The 20,620-nt window shown below is 70.8% G+C and carries 15 protein-coding genes; 6 read left to right on the forward strand and 9 right to left on the reverse strand.

Annotated elements, in window-relative coordinates:
- Positions 1-30: 30 nt before the first annotated feature.
- The 4 genes from AB0L65_RS53220 to AB0L65_RS53235 all read left to right on the forward strand — a co-directional run bounded on the left by AB0L65_RS53220 (position 31) and on the right by AB0L65_RS53235 (position 3,714).
- A complete protein-coding gene (locus AB0L65_RS53220; protein WP_364263434.1) occupies positions 31-1,197 on the forward strand; it encodes an aminotransferase class I/II-fold pyridoxal phosphate-dependent enzyme in 1,167 nt (388 codons plus the stop codon).
- 44 nt (positions 1,198-1,241) lie between these two features.
- Positions 1,242-1,928 carry a GntR family transcriptional regulator gene (locus AB0L65_RS53225; protein WP_364263437.1) on the forward strand — a complete coding sequence of 229 codons (687 nt, stop codon included), beginning with the start codon at positions 1,242-1,244 and terminating at the stop codon, positions 1,926-1,928.
- Positions 1,929-1,938: 10 nt separating this feature from the next.
- The gene (locus AB0L65_RS53230; RefSeq protein ID WP_364263440.1) at positions 1,939-2,946 is read left to right on the forward strand and encodes a 1-aminocyclopropane-1-carboxylate deaminase; all 1,008 of its coding nucleotides are present in this window, start codon (positions 1,939-1,941) and stop codon (positions 2,944-2,946) included.
- 180 nt (positions 2,947-3,126) lie between these two features.
- Positions 3,127-3,714, forward strand: coding sequence for an isochorismatase family protein (locus tag AB0L65_RS53235; protein WP_364263443.1), 588 nt, complete (start codon positions 3,127-3,129; stop codon positions 3,712-3,714).
- A 22-nt stretch (positions 3,715-3,736) separates the two neighbouring features.
- Here the strand turns inward: AB0L65_RS53235 and AB0L65_RS53240 are convergent, their stop codons facing one another.
- Both AB0L65_RS53240 and AB0L65_RS53245 read right to left on the reverse strand, forming a co-directional pair.
- Positions 3,737-4,840 carry an ATP-binding protein gene (locus tag AB0L65_RS53240; RefSeq protein WP_364263446.1) on the reverse strand — a complete coding sequence of 368 codons (1,104 nt, stop codon included), beginning with the start codon at positions 4,838-4,840 and terminating at the stop codon, positions 3,737-3,739.
- Positions 4,837-5,490, reverse strand: coding sequence for a response regulator transcription factor (locus AB0L65_RS53245; RefSeq protein ID WP_364263449.1), 654 nt, complete (start codon positions 5,488-5,490; stop codon positions 4,837-4,839). The genes AB0L65_RS53240 and AB0L65_RS53245 overlap by 4 nt, the downstream gene beginning before the upstream one ends.
- 87 nt (positions 5,491-5,577) lie before the next feature.
- Here AB0L65_RS53245 and AB0L65_RS53250 point away from each other — a divergent pair, with 87 nt between their 5' ends.
- Entirely contained in the window at positions 5,578-6,894 is a 1,317-nt protein-coding gene (locus AB0L65_RS53250) for a S41 family peptidase (RefSeq protein ID WP_364263452.1), read from the forward strand.
- Between the two features lie 30 nt (positions 6,895-6,924).
- Here the strand turns inward: AB0L65_RS53250 and AB0L65_RS53255 are convergent, their stop codons facing one another.
- The 5 genes from AB0L65_RS53255 to AB0L65_RS53275 are packed head-to-tail and all read right to left on the reverse strand — an operon-like array spanning position 6,925 to position 17,414.
- Complete coding sequence (locus tag AB0L65_RS53255) at positions 6,925-9,234, reverse strand: SDR family NAD(P)-dependent oxidoreductase (RefSeq protein WP_364263455.1); 2,310 nt, start codon at positions 9,232-9,234, stop codon at positions 6,925-6,927.
- Positions 9,231-10,565, reverse strand: coding sequence for a cytochrome P450 (locus AB0L65_RS53260; RefSeq protein ID WP_364263458.1), 1,335 nt, complete (start codon positions 10,563-10,565; stop codon positions 9,231-9,233). The genes AB0L65_RS53255 and AB0L65_RS53260 overlap by 4 nt, the downstream gene beginning before the upstream one ends.
- Complete coding sequence (locus AB0L65_RS53265; RefSeq protein WP_364263461.1) at positions 10,562-13,093, reverse strand: SDR family NAD(P)-dependent oxidoreductase; 2,532 nt, start codon at positions 13,091-13,093, stop codon at positions 10,562-10,564. Before AB0L65_RS53265 ends, AB0L65_RS53260 begins: the two co-directional genes overlap by 4 nt.
- The gene (locus AB0L65_RS53270; protein WP_364263464.1) at positions 13,090-16,014 is read right to left on the reverse strand and encodes an SDR family oxidoreductase; all 2,925 of its coding nucleotides are present in this window, start codon (positions 16,012-16,014) and stop codon (positions 13,090-13,092) included. The genes AB0L65_RS53265 and AB0L65_RS53270 overlap by 4 nt, the downstream gene beginning before the upstream one ends.
- Positions 16,011-17,414, reverse strand: a complete 1,404-nt coding sequence (locus AB0L65_RS53275; RefSeq protein ID WP_364263467.1) for an acyltransferase domain-containing protein — start codon at positions 17,412-17,414, stop codon at positions 16,011-16,013. The genes AB0L65_RS53270 and AB0L65_RS53275 overlap by 4 nt, the downstream gene beginning before the upstream one ends.
- A gap of 602 nt (positions 17,415-18,016) precedes the next feature.
- Between AB0L65_RS53275 and AB0L65_RS53280 the strand changes: the two genes are divergently transcribed.
- Positions 18,017-18,724 (forward strand): class I SAM-dependent methyltransferase, encoded by a 708-nt coding sequence (locus AB0L65_RS53280; protein ID WP_364263470.1) that lies wholly within the window; start codon positions 18,017-18,019, stop codon positions 18,722-18,724.
- Positions 18,725-19,020: 296 nt separating this feature from the next.
- On the opposite strand, the gene AB0L65_RS53285 is transcribed toward AB0L65_RS53280, so the two are convergent.
- Both AB0L65_RS53285 and AB0L65_RS53290 read right to left on the reverse strand, forming a co-directional pair.
- Positions 19,021-19,821 carry an alpha/beta hydrolase gene (locus AB0L65_RS53285; RefSeq protein WP_364263473.1) on the reverse strand — a complete coding sequence of 267 codons (801 nt, stop codon included), beginning with the start codon at positions 19,819-19,821 and terminating at the stop codon, positions 19,021-19,023.
- 25 nt (positions 19,822-19,846) lie between these two features.
- A complete protein-coding gene (locus AB0L65_RS53290; protein WP_364263476.1) occupies positions 19,847-20,611 on the reverse strand; it encodes an alpha/beta hydrolase in 765 nt (254 codons plus the stop codon).
- Positions 20,612-20,620: the final 9 nt, after the last annotated feature.

Below are 20,620 nucleotides of genomic sequence, written 5' to 3' on the forward strand. Positions count from 1 at the left end.
CGGACGCGGTCCTCCAGGAAAGAGCCAAGCATGCGCGCTGCCCCCGCCGTCGCAGGCATGAAGCACAACGGCATCCGTACGATCATGGATCTGGCGATGTCCGGCACCCGCCCGGACCTGATCCGGCTGGAGATCGGCGAGCCCGGCTTCCCGACGCCCGCGCACGTGGTGCGCGCGGCCGACGAGGCCGCGGCGGCGGGGCGGACCAAGTACACGGCCAACGCCGGGATCCCGGAACTGCGGGCGGCGCTCAGCGACAAGATCAAGCGGGTCAACGGGTTCGACGCCCGCCCCGAGGACATCGTGGTCACGGCCGGCGGGGTGCAGGCGCTGTTCGCCACGCTCACCGCGCTGGTAGAGCCGGGCGACGACATCCTGATCCCGGACCCGGCCTGGCCCAACTACATCGCGTTCGGGAAGATCCTCGGCGCCTCCACCACGGCCTACTCCCTGGCGCCCGAGACCGGGTTCCTCCCCGACCTCGCCGAGCTGGAACGACTCGTCACGCCGCGCACCAAGGTGCTGATGCTGAACTCGCCGTCCAACCCCGTCGGGTCGGTGTTCCCGGCCGGGACCCTCGCCGAGCTGATCGCCTTCGCCGAGCGGAACGACCTGTGGATCGTCTCCGACGAGTGCTACGACCAGGTCGTGTTCGACGACACCTTCGCCTCCACGGCGGCCGTCGGCGGCGCGGAGCGGACGATCTCGGTGTTCACCTTCTCCAAAACGTACGCGATGACCGGCTGGCGCATCGGCTACCTGGCGGCGCCGCCGTCGCTCGCGGAGATCATCACGCGGTTGCAGGAGCCGATGGTCTCCTGCATCAGCACACCGGGTCAGTACGCGGCACTGGCCGCGCTCACCGGACCGCAAGACGAGCAGCGCGCGATGGTCGAGACCTATCGGGCCAACCGCGACCTCGCCGTCGGGGAGTTCGCCGCCCACGGCTTCGACGTCTACCGGCCGCAGGGCGCCTTCTACCTGTGGATGCGCACCGGCAACCGGGATCTCGACGGCATGGAGATCGCCAAGAGACTGATCACCGAGCACGGCGTCGCGGTCGGCCCCGGCCCGGCCTTCGGCGAACGCTCGGGCGAGTACATCCGCCTGTCGCTCGCGGCCTCCGCCGACGACCTGCGTGAAGGCATCCGCCGCATCTGCGCCAGCGGCCTCCTTCACCCCGCCGGGCGTTTCTGAGACGGGCCTTGACTCCTCGCGACATGCGTCATGCAATATATTGCATGCCGGTTCCACAGAGCCGAGGAGCGGTCACCAGGTCGCTTCTCCGGGAGAACGCCTATCGCGCCATCCGAGACGCCATCGTCGACGGCACGCTCGCCCCGGGCGAACGTCTCAACGACGGCGATCTGGCCCAGTGGCTGGGCGTGAGCCGCACCCCCGTCCGGGAGGCGCTGACGCGTCTGGAGCAGGCCGGGCTGGTGCGGACCAAGCCCGGCCGTTACACCATCGTCAGCACGGTGGACGTCCGGGCCGTGCGCGCCGCCCAGTCGGTGACGGCCGCCATACACGAGCTCGCCGTCCGGGAGGCGCTGCCGAATCTGTCCGCCGGCGAGCTCGACGCCATGCGCGAGGCCAACGCGCGTTTCGCCGAGGCCTTGCGCCGCGACGACGTGGACGCGGCGCTCGCCGCCGATGACGACTTCCACGGCATCCCGGTGATCGCGTCCGCGAATCATGCGATACGTGCCGTTCTCGACCAGTTCACGCCGGTGCTGCGGCGCGTGGAGCGGATGCGGTTCTCCTCTCTGAGCGGCCGGGGGTCGGTCGCGCAACACGAACGGATCATCGCGTTGTGCGCGGCCGGAGACGTGGAGGGGGCGGCGCTCGCCGTACGCGCCAACTGGGGGACCCTGGTCCCACTCCTCGATGCCATGCCCGCCGCTTCCGAGAACGAGTCTTCAACCTGAGGAGCCGTACATGTCCATCGACGATTTCGAGCGCTATCCGCTGCTCTTCGGTCCCAGCCCCGTCCACCGCCTCGACCGGCTCAGCGACCACCTCGGCGGAGCCCGCGTCTGGGCCAAGCGTGAGGACTGCAACAGCGGGCTGGCGTTCGGCGGGAACAAGACCCGCAAGCTGGAGTACCTGATCCCCGACGCCCTCGCCCAGGGTGCGGACACCCTGGTCAGCATCGGGGGAGTGCAGTCCAACCACACCCGGCAGGTGGCCGCGGTCGCCGCCAAGGTCGGGCTGAAGGCCGTACTCGTGCAGGAGAGCTGGGTGGACTGGCCGGACGCGGTCAACGACAAGGTCGGCAACATCCTGCTGTCGCGCATCATGGGCGCGGACGTCCGCCTGGTTCAGGCCGATTTCGGGATCGGGCTCAAGGACAGCTGGCACGAAGCCCTGGAGGGGGTCACGGCCGCCGGCGGCCGTCCGTACGCGATCCCCGCCGGAGCGTCCGACCATCCGCTGGGCGGTCTCGGCTTCGTCAACTGGGCGTACGAGGTGCAGCGGCAGGAACGCGAGCTCGGCGTCTTCTTCGACACCATCGTGGTGTGCAGCGTCACCGGGAGCACCCAGGCAGGCATGATCGCCGGCTTCGCGGGCCAGGATCGTCCCCGGCGCGTGCTGGGCATCGACGGCTCGGCCAAGCTCGCCGAGACGCGTGCCCAGGTGGCGAAGATCGCCCGCGCCACGGCCGAACTCATCGGCCTGGGCCGGGACCTGCACGAGGAAGAGATCACGGTGCTGGAAGGCTGGGCCGGTGACCGGTACGGCATCCCCGTGCGGTCCACCCTCGACGCCATCAGGCTCACCGGACGGCTGGAAGGCATGATCATCGACCCTGTCTACGAGGGCAAGTCGATGGCCGGGCTCATCGACCTGGTCCGCAGCGGCGAGATTCCCAAGGACTCCAACGTCCTGTACGCCCACCTCGGCGGCCAGCCCGCCCTCAACGCCTACAGCGGCGTCTTCCGCTGAGCGTTGGGCCGAGCCGAACGCCATCGGCTGCTCGAACGGCAGGTTGCGGCTCGCGCGGGAGACGGGCGAACGAGCGGCGCGCTCCCTTCTGCCCCCTACTATGAACACATATAGTGAGGTTGTCTGCACTCAATGTCACAGTTGGGTGGATGTGGCTCATCCGAGGGAAGGGGATCGTCCGTGAGTCGTGCACTGATCATTGTCGATGTGCAGAAGGACTTCTGCGAGGGCGGTAGCGTTCCGGTGAAGGGTGGCGCGGATCGAGCCGCCGCCATCGCGGACCTGGTCCGGCGCTCAGACGGGCAGTATGCCTTCGTCCTCGCCACCCGTGACCACCACATCGATCCGGGCGCCCACTTCTCCGACAACCCCGACTTCCGGGACTCATTCCCCGTGCATTGCGTCGTCGGTGGTGAGGGAGGCGAGTTCCATCCGAATTTCGCGCCCGCCGTCGACTCCGGGCACGTCGACGAGGTCTTCTACAAGGGCGCTCACTCCGCCTCCAAGAGCGGTTTCGAGGGCTCGACCCAGGACGGCACGACACTGTCCGCCTGGCTGAAGGCCCGTGACATCGCCGAACTCGATGTCGTCGGCATCGCGACCGATCACTGCGTGAAGGCCACGGCACTGGACGGAGCGCGCGCGGGCTTCGCGGTGCGGGTCCTGCTCGACTACACGGCCGGCGTCGCTGCCGAAACCACGCGCACCGCACTGGACGAAATGCGCCGGGCCGGTGTCGCGCTGACCGGCGAGCCTGTCGTCGCCTGAACTCAGGCGCCACGCTCGGGGGTCAGCACTGGCTGCGGTCGTCCGTGACAGGCACCGCAGCCTCGGGTTCCGCGAAGATCACGACGAGTTCCAACCCGCCCCCCGGGTTGGGGCTCGCTCGCACGTCGGCTCCGTGGGCCTTCGCGATCGACGCGACGATCGACAACCCGAGCCCGGCGCCCTGTCCACGGGTCGTCTGCAGCCGCCGGAAGGGCTCGAAGAGATCGCCGAAGCGTTCCTGGGGCACGTGCGGGCCGGTGTTACGGACCGTCAAAACCCCACGGGAGAGCGTCACCTCAACGGTTCCGCCGGGATGGTTGTAGCGAACCGCGTTGTCGACGAGGTTCGTGACGAGCCGGCTCAGCAGGATCGGATCCCCGTCGACGACCAGCGGTTCGATCCGCGTCGTCACGGTGACCTCGTCCGAGCCGCCTTCGGCCAGGACGAGCAGCACCACCTCGTCCAGGGCCACCGGTGTCCTCTTCTCGAGGCCGTGCTCCGCCTGGGCCAGGACCAGCAGGGCGTCGATGAGGCTCTCGGTGCGGTGGTTGTGGAACAGGAGCTTGTCGCGGATCTCACCGATGTCCTCAGGAAGGCCGATCTCGATCGCCGCTCGCTGGACGGCCAACGGGGTCCGCAACTCGTGGGACGCGTTCGCGATGAACCGCCGCTGCCCCTCGACGGAGCGTTGGAGGCGGTCGAGCATCGCGTCGAACGTGTCGGCCAGTTCCTTCAGTTCGTCCTTCGGGCCGCTGAGCGCGATGCGTTCGTGCAGGGTCGACATGGACAGCCGCTGCGCCGTGGCGGTGATCCGGTGGACGGGCCGCAGGATCCGCCCGGCGACCAGCCAGCCGACGATCACTGACACCAGCGTCAGGATTCCGACCGTCGCCACGGTCACCCCCCACTGGTAGTCGATCACCTCGTCCACCAGATCGGGCAGCGTCGGCGGCTGATGGCCCGGGAGGTCCGGCGCCGCCGGCGCCACCGGGAGCGGCCCGATCCGCCCGATCCTCCTGTCCAGCGCGTGGCGCAGCAGCAGGTTGACCGTGACCAGCAGCACGGTCGAGGTCAGCAGGAACAATCCGGAGTAGATCAGGGTGAGGCGTACCCGGACCGTCGTCACAGCACGTATCCCGCGCCGGGAACCGTCTGGATGCAGGGCGGATCGCCCAGCTTCGCGCGTAAGCGGCTGACCACGACCCGCACCACCGTCGTGAACGGGTCGACGTTCTCGTCCCATGCCTCTTCGAGCAGCCGTTCGGAGCTCACGACCGCGCCGTCCGCCCTCATCAGCACCTCAAGGACGGCGAACTCCTTGAGCGACAGCTGCAGATGCCGCCCGTCCCGCGACGCCTGCAGCCGGTGGGTGTCGACCACGATCCCGCGCCGCGTCAGCACCGGCGGAACCTGCGCCTGGCTGCGCCGCCCCAGCGCCTGCACCCGTGCGACCAGCTCGGCGTAGTCGAACGGCTTGGGCAGGTAGTCGTCGGCCCCCATCCCGAGGCCGGCCACCCGCTCCGGCACCGCCGCGGCCGCCGTCATCATCAGGATCCGCGTACGGCTCCCGCGCGCCACCAGCTCACGGCACACGAGGTCGCCGTGCATCTCGGGCAGGTCCCGGTCCAGTACGAGAACGTCGTAGTCGCTCACCGCCAGCCGCTCCGACGCGGCGACCCCGTCGTACACCACGTCGACGGCCATGGCGTGGCGACGCAACCCCACCGCCACGAGATCGGCCAGGTCTCGTTCGTCTTCGGCCACCAGAACCCGCATAGCGATGTTCGTACCCGAACCGGGGTAACAGCGGCGTTAACGGATTCGTTCACAGCCGAGCAACCCGCTTCCGGCCACGCTGGCGGCGTGATCAAATCCCTCTGCGCCGCCATCCTCATGGCGGCCTGCTCCCTGTCCGCACCCGCCTCCGCGCCTGCCGAGCGCTGCACCGCCCTCACCGGGCCACCGCCGGAGTCGGCGCCGCCGACCTCGGTGAACACGCTCCGGCAGGCGTACTTCTGCGTGCTGGACAACTACTACAGCGGTCCGGCCATGGATGCGAAGGCGCTGCTGAAGAGCGCCTTCGCCGCCTACACCCAGGACCTGATGCGGCGCGGCGCCGATCGGCCCGACCTCCAGCTGCCCGAACTGACCGGGAACCGCGACACCGACTGGGCCGCCTTCGCGAAAGCCCTCGGCGCCGGTGACGTGCCCGCGCTGCGCGCCGCGATCACCGCGATGGTCGCCGGACTGCACGACAACCACGCCCGCGCGGTCAGGCCGACTCCTCCACCGGAAGGCGGGCCGGTCGGGACGGGCATCGTGGGTGTGTCGGCCCAGCAGGGCCCGCAACTCGACCCGGCGGCCAAGCCGCCGCTGTTCATCACCCGCGTCCTGCCCGGCAGCCCCGCCGCCAAGGCCGACATCAGGCCCGGCGACATCATCGTCAAGGCCAACGGCATACCGCCGTTCATCGGGGACACCGTGAACCAGAGCATCGTCCAAGCCTTCACCGCCGGCACGGTGACGCTCACGCTCAAGCGCCCCACGACGGGACGGACCCGCACCGTCGAGCTCAGAGAGGGCCCCGTCACGCAGCAGCCTCCGGCGGTGACGTCGAAGAAGCTCGCCGACGGCGTCACCTACGTCCAACTGCCCGGATTCTACGAAGGCGCCGCCGACCAGGTCATCGCCAAGCTGAAGGACAAGCCGGAGGCGGTGGTCCTCGATCTGCGCGGCAACGGCGGCGGGTCGCCTCGCGAGGTGACTCGGCTGCTCGGCGCGTTCGCGCACGGCAAGGTCACCAGCTACTTCTGCCCGCTCAAGGGCGACTGCGTGCCCAACCGGACCGACGACAGCATCCCGCTGCTCGGCTCGCGCCTGGTCGTCCTCACCGACCGCGGATGCGCCTCGGCCTGCGAGGACTTCAGCGCGGCCGTCAAGGACAACGGCCTCGGCACCCTCATCGGGACCCGCACCGCCGGGGCCGTCTCCGGCCCCAGCGACGGATACCTCCTCGACGACGGCAGCATCCTGCTCCTGCCCAAGGTCCGGCACCTCGGGCCCGCCCGCGAGATCATCGACACGATCGGCGTCCCGGTCGACCACTACGCCCCCATGACCGCCCTCGACCTGGCCACCGGGCGCGACCCGGGCGTGGCCAAGGCGCTGACGCTTCTTTGACGTGCTCGCCGCAACGGCCCTCGGGCGGGCTCAGGGAGTGGGCAGGGCGGTCCCGGCTGTCACCCCCTCGATGGACAGGACCTGGCAGCCTGATCTCAGCCCGGCCCAGCCGCCGGCGACCGGACGGAGCTCGTCCACCTGCTGCGCCCCTGGATACGGAACGATACGGGCGATCTCGACGACGTCGCCCGTCACCGGCCCCGCTCGGCGCACCACGGCGTCGAGCGCGGCGGGGGCGATCCCGTGTTGCGGCGGGAACGGCGACGTCCACAGATCGGCGGCGGTCACGGCCGGCAGCCGGTCTCCCGCGCCGAGCACCAGCCCCGACCAGGCCAGCCGCCCGCCAGAAGCGGCCACGCCGCGCATGACCGATGGCGGCACGGACGGCGGAGGCACCGGCGGCGACGACCGGTAGAGCAGTCGCATCGACCCGGCCGTCTCCCCGGTCTCCGCCGTGATCGTGACCTGGACGCTCCAGCCTTCCTCCAGGGTCTCGCCCAGCGCCCGGGTGGTGAACCGGCTCCCGTCCGGGGCCAGGACCAGCGCGGGCAGCCGGACCTGCACGTCCCGCACCTCGACCAGGTGCTGCGGCGGCCGGTCCGGCGGCACGACCCAGTCGGCGACCGAGCACGCCTGCTCGATCAGCACCGAGATCGGCAACGCGGCACGCCCGTCCACGGTGAACTCGGTCAGGCACGGATGAGTGCCCGGCGTATGGATCACGCTGCTGCGTAGCCGGCGAGACGGTTCGAACAGCTCGACGGAGCCCAGGAAGTGCGCGAGCCCGTGCAATCTGGGCAGATCCGGGTGCCCGGTGAAGAGCCGGAAGCCGCGTAGCTGAGTGGGCACCAGCATGCTGCCGACCTGGCCGATGAACATGACCTCCCCGGTGTGGCCGGAGCGCAGCTCGCGGATCCACCGCCGGACTCCCTCGGCCGGATCGATGGTGGACACGTAGCGGACCGCCGCGTCGTAGTTGGCGATGACCCCGAGCCGTTCCCAGGTCGGCCAGCACAACGTCTGCGCGGGCAGCCCGAGCGTGTTGCGCGCCCAGAACCCGAGTCTGGACAGAGCCTCGTTGCCCGCGGCGTAGTCGATCTGCCCGATCATGCCGCCCATGCGTCCGGCCAGCGAGCCGACGTTGCAGAACACCTTGAGCGTGTCCCGCCTGCCGGGAGTGTGGAGCACCGCGCGGGTGAGGTTGGCGAAGCCCGTCACCTTCACGTCGACCGTTCGGACCACGTCTTCCGGGGTCTTGTTGTCGAGCCTGGTCGGCACATCGATGCCCGCGTTGTGGACGATCACGCTGGGATCGGGGATGCGGGCGAACAGCGCGTCGACCTGTTCCGGCCGCACGCAGTCGCACGGCTCGTACGCGATGCGCAGACCGTCCCGCCGGGCCGCTGCCAGGTTCGCGCCGACCTGCCGCAGCTCGGCCTCGCGTTTGAGCGCGGCGCGTACGTCCCGGAGCTCCCTGGCGGTGCGGGCGGACCGCACTCTGGCCCGGCAGTGCTCGGAGTAGTCCGCGTCGTCCATGGCCAGCCAGCCGGCGTCGGCCGGAAGCTCGTCGCGGCCGGTCACCACGACCCGGCAGCCGAACTCCTCGGCGAGCCCGCGGGCCAGGGCGAAGCCGACGCCACGGGCGCCCCCCGAGATCAGCACCAGGTCGTCGGACCCCAGCTCGACGCGGGGCGGCGGTTCCGGGCTCGGCCGCGCGTTCAAGGCGTGGCGGACTCCCCGCCGGTAGCCGATCTCGAACAGGTCCCAGGCCGCCAGCTCGGCCGTCAGCAGCTCGGCCAGGCGGGCCGGGTCGATGGCGTCGACGTCCAGGACTTTCACCGCGAGGTTGGGCAGCTCGCGGGGCAGGCACTTGGCGAAGCCGGCCCAGATTCCGCCCAGCGGGGAGTCGATCGCCCCGTCGTGGTAACCCATCAGCCCGCCCATGGCGGTGACGGCGACGTAGCAGTACCGGTCGGCGCGGGGGTCGGCTCCCCAGGCACCGTATCTGCGCTGCACCATCCGGGTCGTCCTGGCCAGCGCGTCCCGCCATTCCCCGCCGTCGAACCGGTAGGGGACGCCCACGACGTTCAGGTCGATGATCCCGTCCCAGTCGTCCCGCTCGGGTTCGCGGCCGGGCGCGCAGAGGTCCGCGCCGAGCGCGCGCGCCACCTCCGCGGCCAGCTCCGCGTCGGAGCCGATGACCAGCAGCCGCCGCGCCACAGGGGAGGGAGGCGGAAGCGGGTGCGGTACGGGTTCCCAGATCATGCGACGGACCGGCCGGACGAAGGAGGTGGTGTCGAAGGACACCAGGTGCGGGCGGACCGGCGCGGCGGCCGTCACGTCCGCTCCTGCACGACCGCGGGGATCCCGCCGCTGGGGAACAGCGTCACGTAGTGTCCGCTGCGCACCGTGTGCGCACCCGACAGCCGCAGCCGGTAGCGCTGCGACAGGATGGCCACCGCGGTCACCAGCGTGGCCATCGCCAGCCCCTTGCCGATGCACATGCGCCGCCCGCCGCCGAACGGCAGGAAGGCGTACTTGTGCCGCTTGCCCTGGGTGTCGTCGAGGAAACGCCGGGGATCGTAGGCCTCCGGGTCGGACCAGTGCTCCGGTGAGCGGTGCGTGCCGTACACGCTGAGCAGGACCGTCGTCCCCGCCGGCACCGTGCGGCCGGCCAGGCAGTCCGGCTCGACGGCGTCGCGCGGGAACTGCCAGACCGGCGGGTGCAGTCGGAGCGCCTCGTTGATCGCGGCCGTGGTCTGCACCAGTTCGCCCAGCCGGTCGGGTGTGGGAGCCTGGCCCGCGAGCACCTCGTCGACCTCGCGCTCGACGGCGCGGCGGGCCTGCGGGTGCCTGGCCAGTTCGTACATGGTCCAGGCGAGCGCCTGGCCGGTGGTGTCGGAGCCGGCCAGCAGCAGGGTGCGGAGGTTGTCCGACACCTCCGCCTCGGAAAGGCCGGCGCGGAGCAGCTGCCCGGCGGCGTCGGAGCCGTACTCGCCATCGGCGCGGCGCGAGCTGATCACCCGGTGGATGATGCCGTCGAGCACCCGGTCCGCCCACTTCCGGTCGCGGTGATACCGGGTCGGCACGAAGGAGGGGATCATGGCGGGCAGGCCCATGATCGTGCGGGTGAAGATGACCTTGTTGGCGATCGCGGCGGCTCGCGCGTAGTCGGTGCCCGACAGGTCCTGGCTGATCAGCGCCATGCCCAGGACCCTGGCGGCGATGTCCATCAGGTCGGGTGCCACGTCCACGACGTCGCCGGACTTCGCGTGCGCCGTCCAGCGGCGGACGACCTCCTCGGTGGCGCCGACGGCCTCGCGCGCGTTGCTCCGCACGAGTTGCAGGCTGAACGCGGGCTGGACGGCCTTGCGCGGCCCGCGCCACTGGTCGGTGTCGAGCGTCAGCAGGCCGGAGCCCATGACGCCGGAGAATCCGCGGTAGAGCTTGCCCCGTACGTAGTTGTCCGGGTTGGTACGCAACACCCGCTCGATCGCCTCCGGCTCGGTGACCTGCACGAACGGGATGGGCAGCTTGACCGACACCAGCGAGTCGCGTTCCTGCATGCGCAGGGTGTAGGCCAGGGGGTCCTTGAAGTAGGGGATGGCGTCACCGATCACCGGCAGCCCGGCCGGGCCGTGGGCGACAGGGCAGGTTCCTTGGCGTGTCATGAGCGCTCCTGGCGGTCGAATCGTTCCCTGTCGACGTATTGGCCGGTCTCCTGGTCCACGTAGCCGACGATGGCGCCCGTGATGTCCTTCACCTGGAGCAGCACCTCGCCGTCGGCGGCCACCGCGATCGCCCGGTTCTCCGGCTCGGGATCCTCCAGGTCGAGGTCGACGGGGGTGACGTAGAGCTCGACGGGTTCGGTCAGCGCGGCGAGCGTCAGGTCGGTGTGGCCGCCGTACAGGTCGATCCGGCGGACCGTGCGCGGGATCGCGACGGGCGTCCAGCGGTCGGCGACGGTGTGGAGGACGGCCACGCGCACCAGACCGTCGAGCGTGACGGAGGGGACCAGCAGGTCGGGGAACCAGCGTCGCAACGCGGGCGCGTCGAGCGCGAGCCGGCCTCGCCGTCCCAGCGGGTGCTCCCGGGTGCCGGTGGTCGACCGGAACACCTCGCGCAGGAGCACGTCCGACCCGGGCGCGTGGTAGGGGTCGCGGAGGGGCCTGCTGCCGTGCTCGTCCCAGTGCGTCCACCTCGGGCCGGGCACGGGAGCGTCGCGCAGCCGTACGGTGACCGAGAAGTGCAGCTTGTCGCGGGCCACGGTCACGCCGTTCGGCGCCACCACGTCGCCCAGCACGCGGACGGCCACCACCGACTCGCGCTCGTCGGTGCGCAGCAGCGTGGCGGTGAGCCGTTTGACCTCGGGCCGGTCCTTCCGGTAGATCCGCAGGAACGACTCCAGCCGTAGGTCCTCGAAGACGACCGGGACCCGGTTCGGCACCAGCGAGACCGCGGCTTGCGCGGCCAGCTCGGGCACGAACGTGCCGGGCAAGGTCGGATAGCCGCGTACCTGGTGAAACTCCAGATAGCCGTCCCTGTCCAGGGTGAACGTGCGCTCCGCGACCAGTTCCGTGGCGTTGCGGCGCAGCACCGTGTCGATGTACGGCAGCGCGCGCGCCTCGCCCATGCAGAAGTCCAGGAACTCCGGCCGGATGCCCCTGACGAGCTCACGTTCCTTGTCGCCCAGGAACACCGTGGCCGGCGCGTCCCGCACGGCGGTCAGCTCGGTGAGGAAGTGGTCGACGCCTTCCTCGGTCGGCATCGGGGTGTACGCGTCGATCTCGGCGAGGAAGGCGCGCATCAGCGGGGTGGCACCGAGCCCGACGTCGCGCCAGAGCGTCCAGCCGATGGTGAACTCGTTCTCCGCACTCATCGCGGCCATGTTGAGGAAGTCGTTGGCCGCGGCGTAGTCGGTCTCGCCGCGCTGGCCGGTCAGCCCGATGAACGAGCCGAAGTTGCACCAGCGGCGCGGCTCCCGCCCGCGCAGCGCCTCCTTGAGGTTCAGGTACGTATGCACCTTGAGGTCACGCACCGTGCGGAAGTCGCCGACGGACTTCGCGGTGACGTCGGAGGCCCGGTTGGTGCCGGCGATGTTGAGCAGGAGGTCGATGGGGCCGTCCACGGAGTCGACGGCATGCTTGACCGCGTCCGGGTCCCGGAGGTCGCAGCGCAGGTAGCGGACCCGCCCGGGCCCGGACAGCCGCTCCAGCTCGGTGAGCGTGTCCCGGACCTGCCGCTGCTCGCGCAGCCGGTCGAACCTCGCGTTCGCCTCGGCCACACTGACCCGGCCCGGCCCGTTGAGCTGGGCCCTGATGAACGTGCTGCGCTCGGGCAGCTCCCCGGAGTCGCCGGGCAGTTGGGAGCTGCCCAGGATCACGATGCGCGGGCGGTAGCGCCCGGCCAGCGCCGTGAGGATCGGCGCGCCGATGCCGCGCGCCCCGCCCGCGGCCACCACCAAGGAGTCCTGGCCCAGCGCCGGCATCCCGGCCGGCACCGCCTCGGCGGGCACCGCTCGCGGGGTGAGCCGGCGCCCGCCGACGTGATAGGTGACCGGGAGGAGCTGGCCGGCGCCCAGCTCGGCGCTCACCGTGGCCAGCACCTCCTCTAGCGGCACTGGCGCATGCACCGTGGCGAGCACGTTCGTGTCCGGCAGCTCCAGCGCCAGGCTCTTGACCAGGCCCGTGAACAACCCGGTGACGGGCAGCGGCACCCCCGCCTCGGTGACGCCGCCCACCACGCTCACCACGAACGAGCCGCCCGCCAGGCGTGGCGCGCACTCCTTGGCCGTCATGAACGTGCGCTCGTGCAGGGCGAGCAGCTCGCGGACCGGGTCCGACCAGCGGGCCTCGCGCAGGCTGGGATCGGTGGCGTCCACCAGCACCCGTACGTGCCGGGGTGCCTGGCCGTCCTGGTGGGCCAGCGCGGTGCGGAACGCGGCGGAGTTGGTGAGCACGACGGAGTCCGCCGGGATCGCCGGAGGGGCGGAGCGGATGGGCCGGCGTGGCGCGGGCGCCAGCTCGATCACGTGGCGGTCCAGCAGACGGGCTGCCTTCGGCTGCCTGCTCAGCCGGATCACCCGCGGGCTCGCCTGCCGGTCGGCCCTGAGCTCGACCGCCGTCCGGCTCTGCGCGCCGCTCAGGAACGCGATCAGCTCGCGCCCGCCCTGCGCGCCCAGGAAGTTCGCGCGGGTCATGCGATGGCCTCCAGCATCTCTTCCACGGTGGACTCCACGGACACCTCGGCGAGCACCGGCAGGCCTTCGGCCAGCGCCAGCGACTTCCTGGTGATCGCGAACAGGAACGTCCCCTCGCCGATCTCCCCGCAGCCCAGCAGGCGGCCCCAGGACGTGAGACTGTTGCCGTTGCTCGCGGCGACCAGGACCGCGTCCACGTCGCCGAAGTCCAGGTAGCACTCGGCCACCTCGAAGGCGTCGGCGAGCGAGGCTCCGCCGCCGTCCACGGCGATGTTGAGGCCACGCAGGTCGAAGTAGCCGCACAGCCGGGCGGGGATGACGTTGGGCATCTCGCCGGGGAAGGAGTCCTCGTCCGGCGCGGCGATCAGTCCGGTCACGCGCTCGCGCAGCTCCTGCGCCTTGGGGACGGCCTGGCGGTCGAGCTCGTCGAGGTGGGCGCGGATCGCGTAGAGGACCGCGTTCCTGGTGGGCCCGGTGTGGCCCACCACCACCCCGGTGGTACGGCTGTGCCGCCGGCAGAATTCGCGGACCCGGGGGTCCATCCGGTGCATGCACTCGATGATCATGAGCTGGGTGCGGTCGGTCGCCCGGATCGTGGAGGCCGGCAGGCGCAGCCGGGCGAACGGCGGGCTCGGGTAGCCGTCGCCGAAGGAGTTCGGCAGGATGTTCCTGCCCTGCGCCCACTCCGCGACCTGCGCGTTGCTCTCGGCGCCGGGCACGTGCGCCGACCAGCCGACGATCACCATGGGCTCGCCGGTCCTGGCTCCGTAGCCGGCCTTGCCGCGACGGCCCGGCCGGAACTCCTGGATCAGCAGGTGCGCGTTGGTGCCGCCGAAACCGAAGCCGGACACGGCCACGGTGCGCGGCCGGTCCGACCGCGCCGGCCAGGGCACGGGTCGCCTGGGGATCTCCAGATTGCACGACTCCAGGCCGAAGCTGTCCGGGGCCGCCGAGAAGCGGTGCTGGGCGGGAATGACCTCGTGCCGCAGCCCCAGAAGCGCGTGGATGACCGACACCACCCCGGCCGCCCAGCCCGTGTGGCCGATCAGGGACTTGTTCGAGGTCACCTGGACCGGGTTCGTCCCGGCGTAGGCCGCGCGCAGGCTCAGGAACTCGGCCTCATCACCCGCCGGGGTTCCGGTGGCGTGCGCGATCACCCAGTCGACCTCGCCGGCTTCCACGCGCGACTTGTCCAGCGCGCGGGCGACGGCCAGCTCCTGGCCCGCGCTGGACGGCGCGTAGATGGCCTTGCCCTTGCCGTCCGCGGACAGGCCGACCCCGGCGACCAGGCCGTACACGGTGTCACCGTCGGCGAGAGCCCTGGACAGCCGCTTCAGCACCACGGCGCCCGCTCCGTCGGAGAACAGCACGCCGTCGGCGGTCCTGTCGAGCGCGCGCACCTCTCCGCTCCTGGACAACCCGTACAGCTTGGAGAACAGCACCGACCCGCTGGGGACCAGCGCGAACGCCCCGCCGCACACCGCGACGTCGGCCCGGCCGGACAACAGGTCACGCAGTCCCAGGTCGATCGCGTACAACGAGGACGAGCACGCCGTGTCCACCATGAGCAGCCGGGTGTCCGCCGGCAACAGGCCCTCGATGGCGCTGGCGCCGATCCGGTGCGGGAACGGCTGCGATCGGGTGGCGTCACCGTGCCACAGCACGGAGTCGGGGACCTCGCCCAGTTCCTCGCGGATGAGCGCTTCCTGCAGGTGCTGGCTGCCGTCGGGGGTGAAGCCGAAACAGGCGGTGTACGTGTCGCCGTCCCGCCTGGCCACGCCCTCCAGCGCCTGGTGCACGCTGTGCCGCAGCCACACCGTGGTGAAGTCGAGCCCGTCGTCCGGCCGCTCGGCGGCCAGCTTGGGGTGCGGCGTGAAGCCGGTGATGAAGCCCGAGCGGCGCTGGTACGTCTTGTCGGCGGCACTCGGGTCGTCGTCGTGGAAGCCCGCCATCGACCAGCGATCCGCCGGGACGTCGACGAACAGCTCCGCGCCCTCCATGAGCAGCGACCAGAAGCCGTCCGGATCGCTGGCCCCCGGCACGGCCAGCCCCATGCCGACCACCGCGACAGGATCCACGTCTTGATCGGGATGCGTCTCCAGCTCTGGCTCAGGCTCCGGTTCTGGTTGCGGCGCCGGCTCTGGTTTCGGCTCCGGGTCTGGGGACGTGGCGCGGCGCTGCAATGACATGCCGCCGTCCGCCACCACGGTCTGCCCGGTGATCCATCCCGCGCCGGGAGAGGCCAGCAGCAGGACCAGGTCGGCCAGGTCGTCGGGTGTGGCCAGCCGCCCCAGCGGGGTGGCCGCCACCAGGTTGGCGCTCACCGACTCGAATCCCGGGAACATGCGGCCGACCGGATTGTCCATGAGCCCGACGGAGGCGGTGTTCACCCGGATGCCGTCCGGGGCGAACTCCGCCGCAAGGTAGCGGGTCAGCGCCTCCAAAGCCGCCTTGGACAGCCCGACCGGCAGGTAGTTGGCCGGGGCGTAAGACGCGCCGAGCGAGGAGACGTTGACGATGCAGCCCGCGCCGGACCGGGCCAGCAGCGGGCGGGCCGCCCTCGCGCACCAGAGCGCGCCCTTGACGTTGACCTCGAACGCCTGGTCCAGGTGCTCCTCCGCCAGCTCGTCCCAGGCGGCGAACGTCCCGCCGGCGGCGTTGTTCACCAGCAGGTCCAGCCGTCCGTGGGTGGCGTTGACCTGGTCGAACATGCGCCGTACCTGATCCGGCTTGGCCACTGACGCCCTGATCACCTCGACGCCGTCACCCAGCTCGGCCGCGAGCGTCCTGGCCTCGTCGTAGGAGTGGAAGCAGTTGATGATCACTCTGGCGCCGGACTCGGCGAGCGAGCGTACGATGCGCGCGCCCACGCTGCCCGCGCCGCCGGTGACGAGGGCGACGCGGCCGTGGAATCCCGTCATGTCGTGCCCGCCCTGGCGAGCGAGTCGAGAACGAAGTCCACCACCTGGCCGAACGTCCGGTAATCGGCCATTCGCATGTCTTCAGGCGGCGGGCCCAGCTCGAACAGCACGCCGAGCCTGCCCATCAGCTCCACCCGCTTGACCGAGTCGACGCCGAGGTCGGCCTCCAACTCGGCGCCGTCCTCGAAGACCTCCTCCGGGTACTCCAGCGTGGTGGCGTAGAGATCACGCACCCGGACGGCGACCGTCTCCCTCGACGTGGGCCCCGCGGGCGGCGTCGGCGCGGAGGGCGCGCTCGTGTCCTGCGGCGGAACCGGGGCGGGAGGCGTGCTCGGGTCCGGTGTCACTGCGGGAGGCGTGCTCGGGTCCGGTGTCACGGCGGCGGGTGCGGGCGGGTGCGCCATGGTCGTGCCGGTGTGCCGGACCGTCCGTGGTTCGGCGGCGGGAGCCAGGAACTGGCCGGTCTCGCGGAGCGTGTCCAGGTCCGGCAGCAGCGGCGTGTGCACGGAGGCGGACGACTCGATCGAGCGGACCCGGGACGTCAGCGCGCGCCCCGCGCCCACCTCCACCCACACGCCGGCGCCCGAGCGATGCAGCCGCTCCACAGCGGGTCCGAACCGCACCGGCGTGACGAGGTGGGAGGCGAGCAGTTCGCCGAGGTCGTCGGAATCACGGTAGTAGCGGCCGAGCACAGGTGAGAAGACGGGAATGCGCAGGCCCCTCCGGCCGTATCCGCTGAGCCGGCGGGCGAGCTCCTGCCGCGCCGGGGCGAGCAGCGGGCTGTGGAACGGATGCGGCGAGTGCAGTGTGGTCGACGGCAGCCCGATCGCGGTGGCGATCGTCGCCGTGCGGCGCAGCGCGTCCGCCCGCCCCGCGACCACCGTCTGCGCCGGCCCGTTGTCCACCGCGATCACGGCGCCGGAGGTCGGCAGCAGGTCGAGGATCTGCTGGGCCCGGTCGGGCTCGCAGCCCAGCGCCAGCAGCCCGCCGCCGCTGGTGTCGTGCTCGCGCAGCACGGTGATCCGGTGGCAGAGGATCTCCGCGCCCTCGGCGACGTCCAGCGCGCCACCGGCGACCAGCGCCGCGATCTCGCCGAGGCTGTGCCCGACGAGCACGCTGAACCGCGCTCCCTGATCGGAGAGCGCACGAAAGGCGGCGACCGAAGTGGCGAAAACAGCCAACTGGAGCACGTCCGGCGCCGCTTCGACTAATTGATCGACGGAATCATCGGAAAAGGCTCGGCTCAGGCCTTTTCCGAGAATGCCGCCGGCCACCGCGTCAATGGTTTCGATCACCTTGGCGGTCCCGGGATCATGTGCGCGTAGCCGTGGCAGAGCGCCCGGCAGATAGGCTCCCTGACCCGGGAAAAGACCCACGACAATTTCAACGGAGCTCAGCATTCCGGTCCCCCTCAGAGCACGGTGTCGGCGAAATTCCCATACCTGGGATTCGCGTTGAATATTCCGCGTGCGAGCTCGATGAAGCCAAGGTAACCGCGCTGCATGCGTCGCGGACACCCCTAAAGCAGGCGTGAAGTCAGGGGTGATCGCAAAGCCGTGAAATGGACCTCGGGCCGGCGAAGGGCCAACCTGCGGGTTTTGGGGCGGCCCGCACGACTGCGGTGGCCGTCTCCTGGCCGATGGGATGCCCGTCGGTGGGGGAAGGGCTGCCCGCCGTACATTTCTCAAGCAGTCGCAGCGACAGCAGGCGTCACCGGCAGCCCTCTCGGGATTCAGGTCGGGTAACTCATACGGTAGGGCACGCCGGCGTCGCGGATGTATGAGGAGGGGGCGTTGTCGATCCTTGAGGAATTGCCAGGATCATGCGCCAGGCGAGGAGCGGCGGGCCGGCTTGATCGCTGAGATCAGCGGCGCGGCTGCGCGGACGGGGATGGGGACAATAGGCTGCGACGATGGAACGAGTAACCGACGTGCCCGAGAATGTCGCCACAGGACATCCTGCCTGGGTTTCGCCCGCAACCCAGCCTGCAGATCCGGACCAGGTGAACGACTACGACGGTTTCGCCGAGGCGTACTCGGCGGAAACCGAGAACAACATCCTGAACGAGTACTGGGCGCGGTACTCGATCCTGGCCCTCGTCGGAGACGTGGACGGTCGCCGGATCCTGGACGCCGGCTGCGGCTCAGGCCCCCTGTCCGCGGCACTGCGCGACCGCGGTGCGGTCGTCACCGGCATCGACTCCAGCGCCGGGATGCTGGCGTTGGCCCGGCAGCGGCTCGGCGATGACGCGAACCTGCAGGTGGCCGACCTGAGCGACCCCCTTCCGTTCGCCGACGGCGCGTTCGACGACGTGGTCGCGTCGCTGGTGCTGCACTACCTGGAGGACTGGGGGCCGACGCTGGCCGAGATCCGGCGAGTGCTCAGGCCCGGAGGCCGGCTGATCGCGTCGGTGAACCACCCATTCGTGGAGCACATGAGCCAGAGTCCTCCTCGGCGCAGCTATTTCGCGACCACCAGCTATACCGACGAGTGGACGTTCGACGGGAAGCCCTTCCCGATGACCTTCTGGCGCAGGCCGTTGCACGCGATGACCGACGCCTTCACCGCCGCCGGCTTCCGCCTTGCCGTCATCAGCGAGCCGCAGCCCGACCCGGCCGCCCGCGAGCTGTTCCCGGACGACTTCCAGGACTTCGCGGACAAGCTCGCCTTCCTGGTCTTCGTCGTCGAGGTACCGCCGTCGGATGCCTAACTGACCACGCCAAAAGAGCGAGCGTGTCCGAGCCGCTGTTGATGACGGATGCGGTGGTCCCGTTCGGGGTGAGGGCGATGCCCCGGGGAACTTGCCGCCGGCGTCCCCGAGCGGGCTGAGGACCGCCCCCGGGCGGATCGCCACGGAGGAAACGTCGCGTTCGTGCCGTACCGTTCGGAACGATGGGTGGGGCCTAGGTGACGGCCGGTCCGATTCTCTTGCCGTCACCGGTCACCACCGCGATCTTGCCCTGCTGAGGCAGGATCCGCAGCGGCGACGGCGATCAAGGCTTTCGTCTAAAGGTCGTTCCTGGTGAGCCAGGTCAGGCAGGCGTCGGCGATCTCACGCCAGCCGTGGTCGATGGTCAGGGAGTGGCCGCGGTCGGGGAACTCCTGGAAGTCGGTGATCGCGGTGGAGTCCCGGTACTGCTTGAGGGTCGCCTTGGTGACGGTCTCGGGGACGGTGTGGTCCTTGCCGCCGGCGATCAGGAGCAGCGGCCCCCGGGCGTTGTTGCCGGTGTCGACCTTGGCGGGCGAGTGGGGGGAGAAGTTGGCGGCGGCGGCCTCGAACAGCGGCTTGCCCGGTGCGGGGATGGTCCAGCGCTCGTACAGTTCGGCGGCCTCCTCAGCCGGGATGGCGTTGCCGAACGCGTAGGTGAACTGGTCGAGGGTGAGGGAGACGGCCCGGTGCTTGTTGGCCGGGTTCTTGAACACCGGCAGGGTCGAGCGCAGCGCCGACAGCGGCAGCGGCAGCACCCCCTTGATCTGTGCGGCGTCGATCGCGATCGCGGCTCTGGCCAGGTCCTGCCCGAGCAGCTTCTCGGCGATCATGCCGCCGAAGGAGTGGCCGATCAGGATCGGCTTGGAGTCCAGAGCGTTGATGATCTCCGTGTAGTGGGCGACGACGTCGTCGATGCCGTGGTCGGCGATGCTGTCGGGGTCTTTTCTGGACAGTTCGACGGTTTCGCTGTCGCCCGGCCAGCCGGGGGCCGTCGCGGCGTAGCCGGCGGTCGTGAACAGCTCGGTCCAGGAGGACCAGGAGGTGGCGTGTAGCCACAGGCCGTGGATGAAGATGACGGGAATGGTCGGTGCGGTCATCGGTTGCTCCTCAGGAACACGGCAGTCATGCCGGATGGGTGTGCTTGACGGCCTGGGTTGCGGTGGCGGCGGCGCGGATGTGGCCGGCCACGGCTGCCGGTTGCGACAGCGCGATCGCGTGTGACGCGTCGATCTCGATGGTGTCGGCCCCGGCGCGCTGGGCCATGAAACGTTGTGCGGCGGGGTGGATCGCCCGGTCGGCGGTCGCGACGACGTACCAGGACGGCAGGGTCTTCCAGCTCGCGGCGGGAGAGCTCTCCTCGAACGCCGCAGCCGCGATGGGGCGCTGCGCGGCGGCCGCCACCGAGGTGAGGCGCCGGGGCAGGTCGGCGGCGAACACCGCGGGAAACCGGTCGTCCTTGAGGTACAGCTCCACGGCCTCCTCTCCGTCGCCCGTGCGGAAGACGGCCGGCCGCAGCGCCGGGCCGAGCAGGCTGTCGGGGAAGCGGCCCGTGACGTCCAGTACGCTCTCCCCTTCCTCCAGGGCGAAAGCGGTCACGTAGACCAGCCCGATCACATTGCCCGGTTGGGCTCCCGCCCGGGTGATGACCACACCGCCGTAGGAGTGACCCACCAGCAGGACCGGACCGTCGATCGCGGCGACGACGCCGGCGAGGTAGGCGGCGTCGGTGGCCGGTCCGCGCAGCGGGTTGGCCACCGCGGTCACGGGGATCCCGGAAGCCTGGAGCTCGGCGATCACGCCGGCCCAGCTCGACGCGTCCGTGAAGGCGCCGTGGACCAGTACGACGGTCGGCGTGCTGCCGTTTCTGAAGGATCTCCCTGTGGTCATGGCCTCACC

Source organism: Nonomuraea sp. NPDC052116 (genome assembly GCF_040680035.1).
Taxonomy (GTDB): Bacteria; Actinomycetota; Actinomycetes; order Streptosporangiales; family Streptosporangiaceae; genus Nonomuraea; species Nonomuraea angiospora_A.

What these genes read in the sequence shown, in the direction of transcription:
- AB0L65_RS53220 (WP_364263434.1), top strand. Translation starts at nt 31, where the DNA reads ATGCGCGCTGCCCCCGCCGTCGCAGGCATGAAGCACAACGGCATCCGT.
- AB0L65_RS53225 (WP_364263437.1), top strand. Translation starts at nt 1,242, where the DNA reads ATGCCGGTTCCACAGAGCCGAGGAGCGGTCACCAGGTCGCTTCTCCGG.
- AB0L65_RS53230 (WP_364263440.1), top strand. Translation starts at nt 1,939, where the DNA reads ATGTCCATCGACGATTTCGAGCGCTATCCGCTGCTCTTCGGTCCCAGC.
- AB0L65_RS53245 (WP_364263449.1), bottom strand. Translation starts at nt 5,490, where the DNA reads ATGCGGGTTCTGGTGGCCGAAGACGAACGAGACCTGGCCGATCTCGTG.
- AB0L65_RS53260 (WP_364263458.1), bottom strand. Translation starts at nt 10,565, where the DNA reads ATGACACGCCAAGGAACCTGCCCTGTCGCCCACGGCCCGGCCGGGCTG.
- AB0L65_RS53265 (WP_364263461.1), bottom strand. Translation starts at nt 13,093, where the DNA reads ATGACCCGCGCGAACTTCCTGGGCGCGCAGGGCGGGCGCGAGCTGATC.
- AB0L65_RS53270 (WP_364263464.1), bottom strand. Translation starts at nt 16,014, where the DNA reads ATGACGGGATTCCACGGCCGCGTCGCCCTCGTCACCGGCGGCGCGGGC.
- AB0L65_RS53275 (WP_364263467.1), bottom strand. Translation starts at nt 17,414, where the DNA reads ATGCTGAGCTCCGTTGAAATTGTCGTGGGTCTTTTCCCGGGTCAGGGA.
- AB0L65_RS53285 (WP_364263473.1), bottom strand. Translation starts at nt 19,821, where the DNA reads ATGACCGCACCGACCATTCCCGTCATCTTCATCCACGGCCTGTGGCTA.
- AB0L65_RS53290 (WP_364263476.1), bottom strand. Translation starts at nt 20,611, where the DNA reads ATGACCACAGGGAGATCCTTCAGAAACGGCAGCACGCCGACCGTCGTA.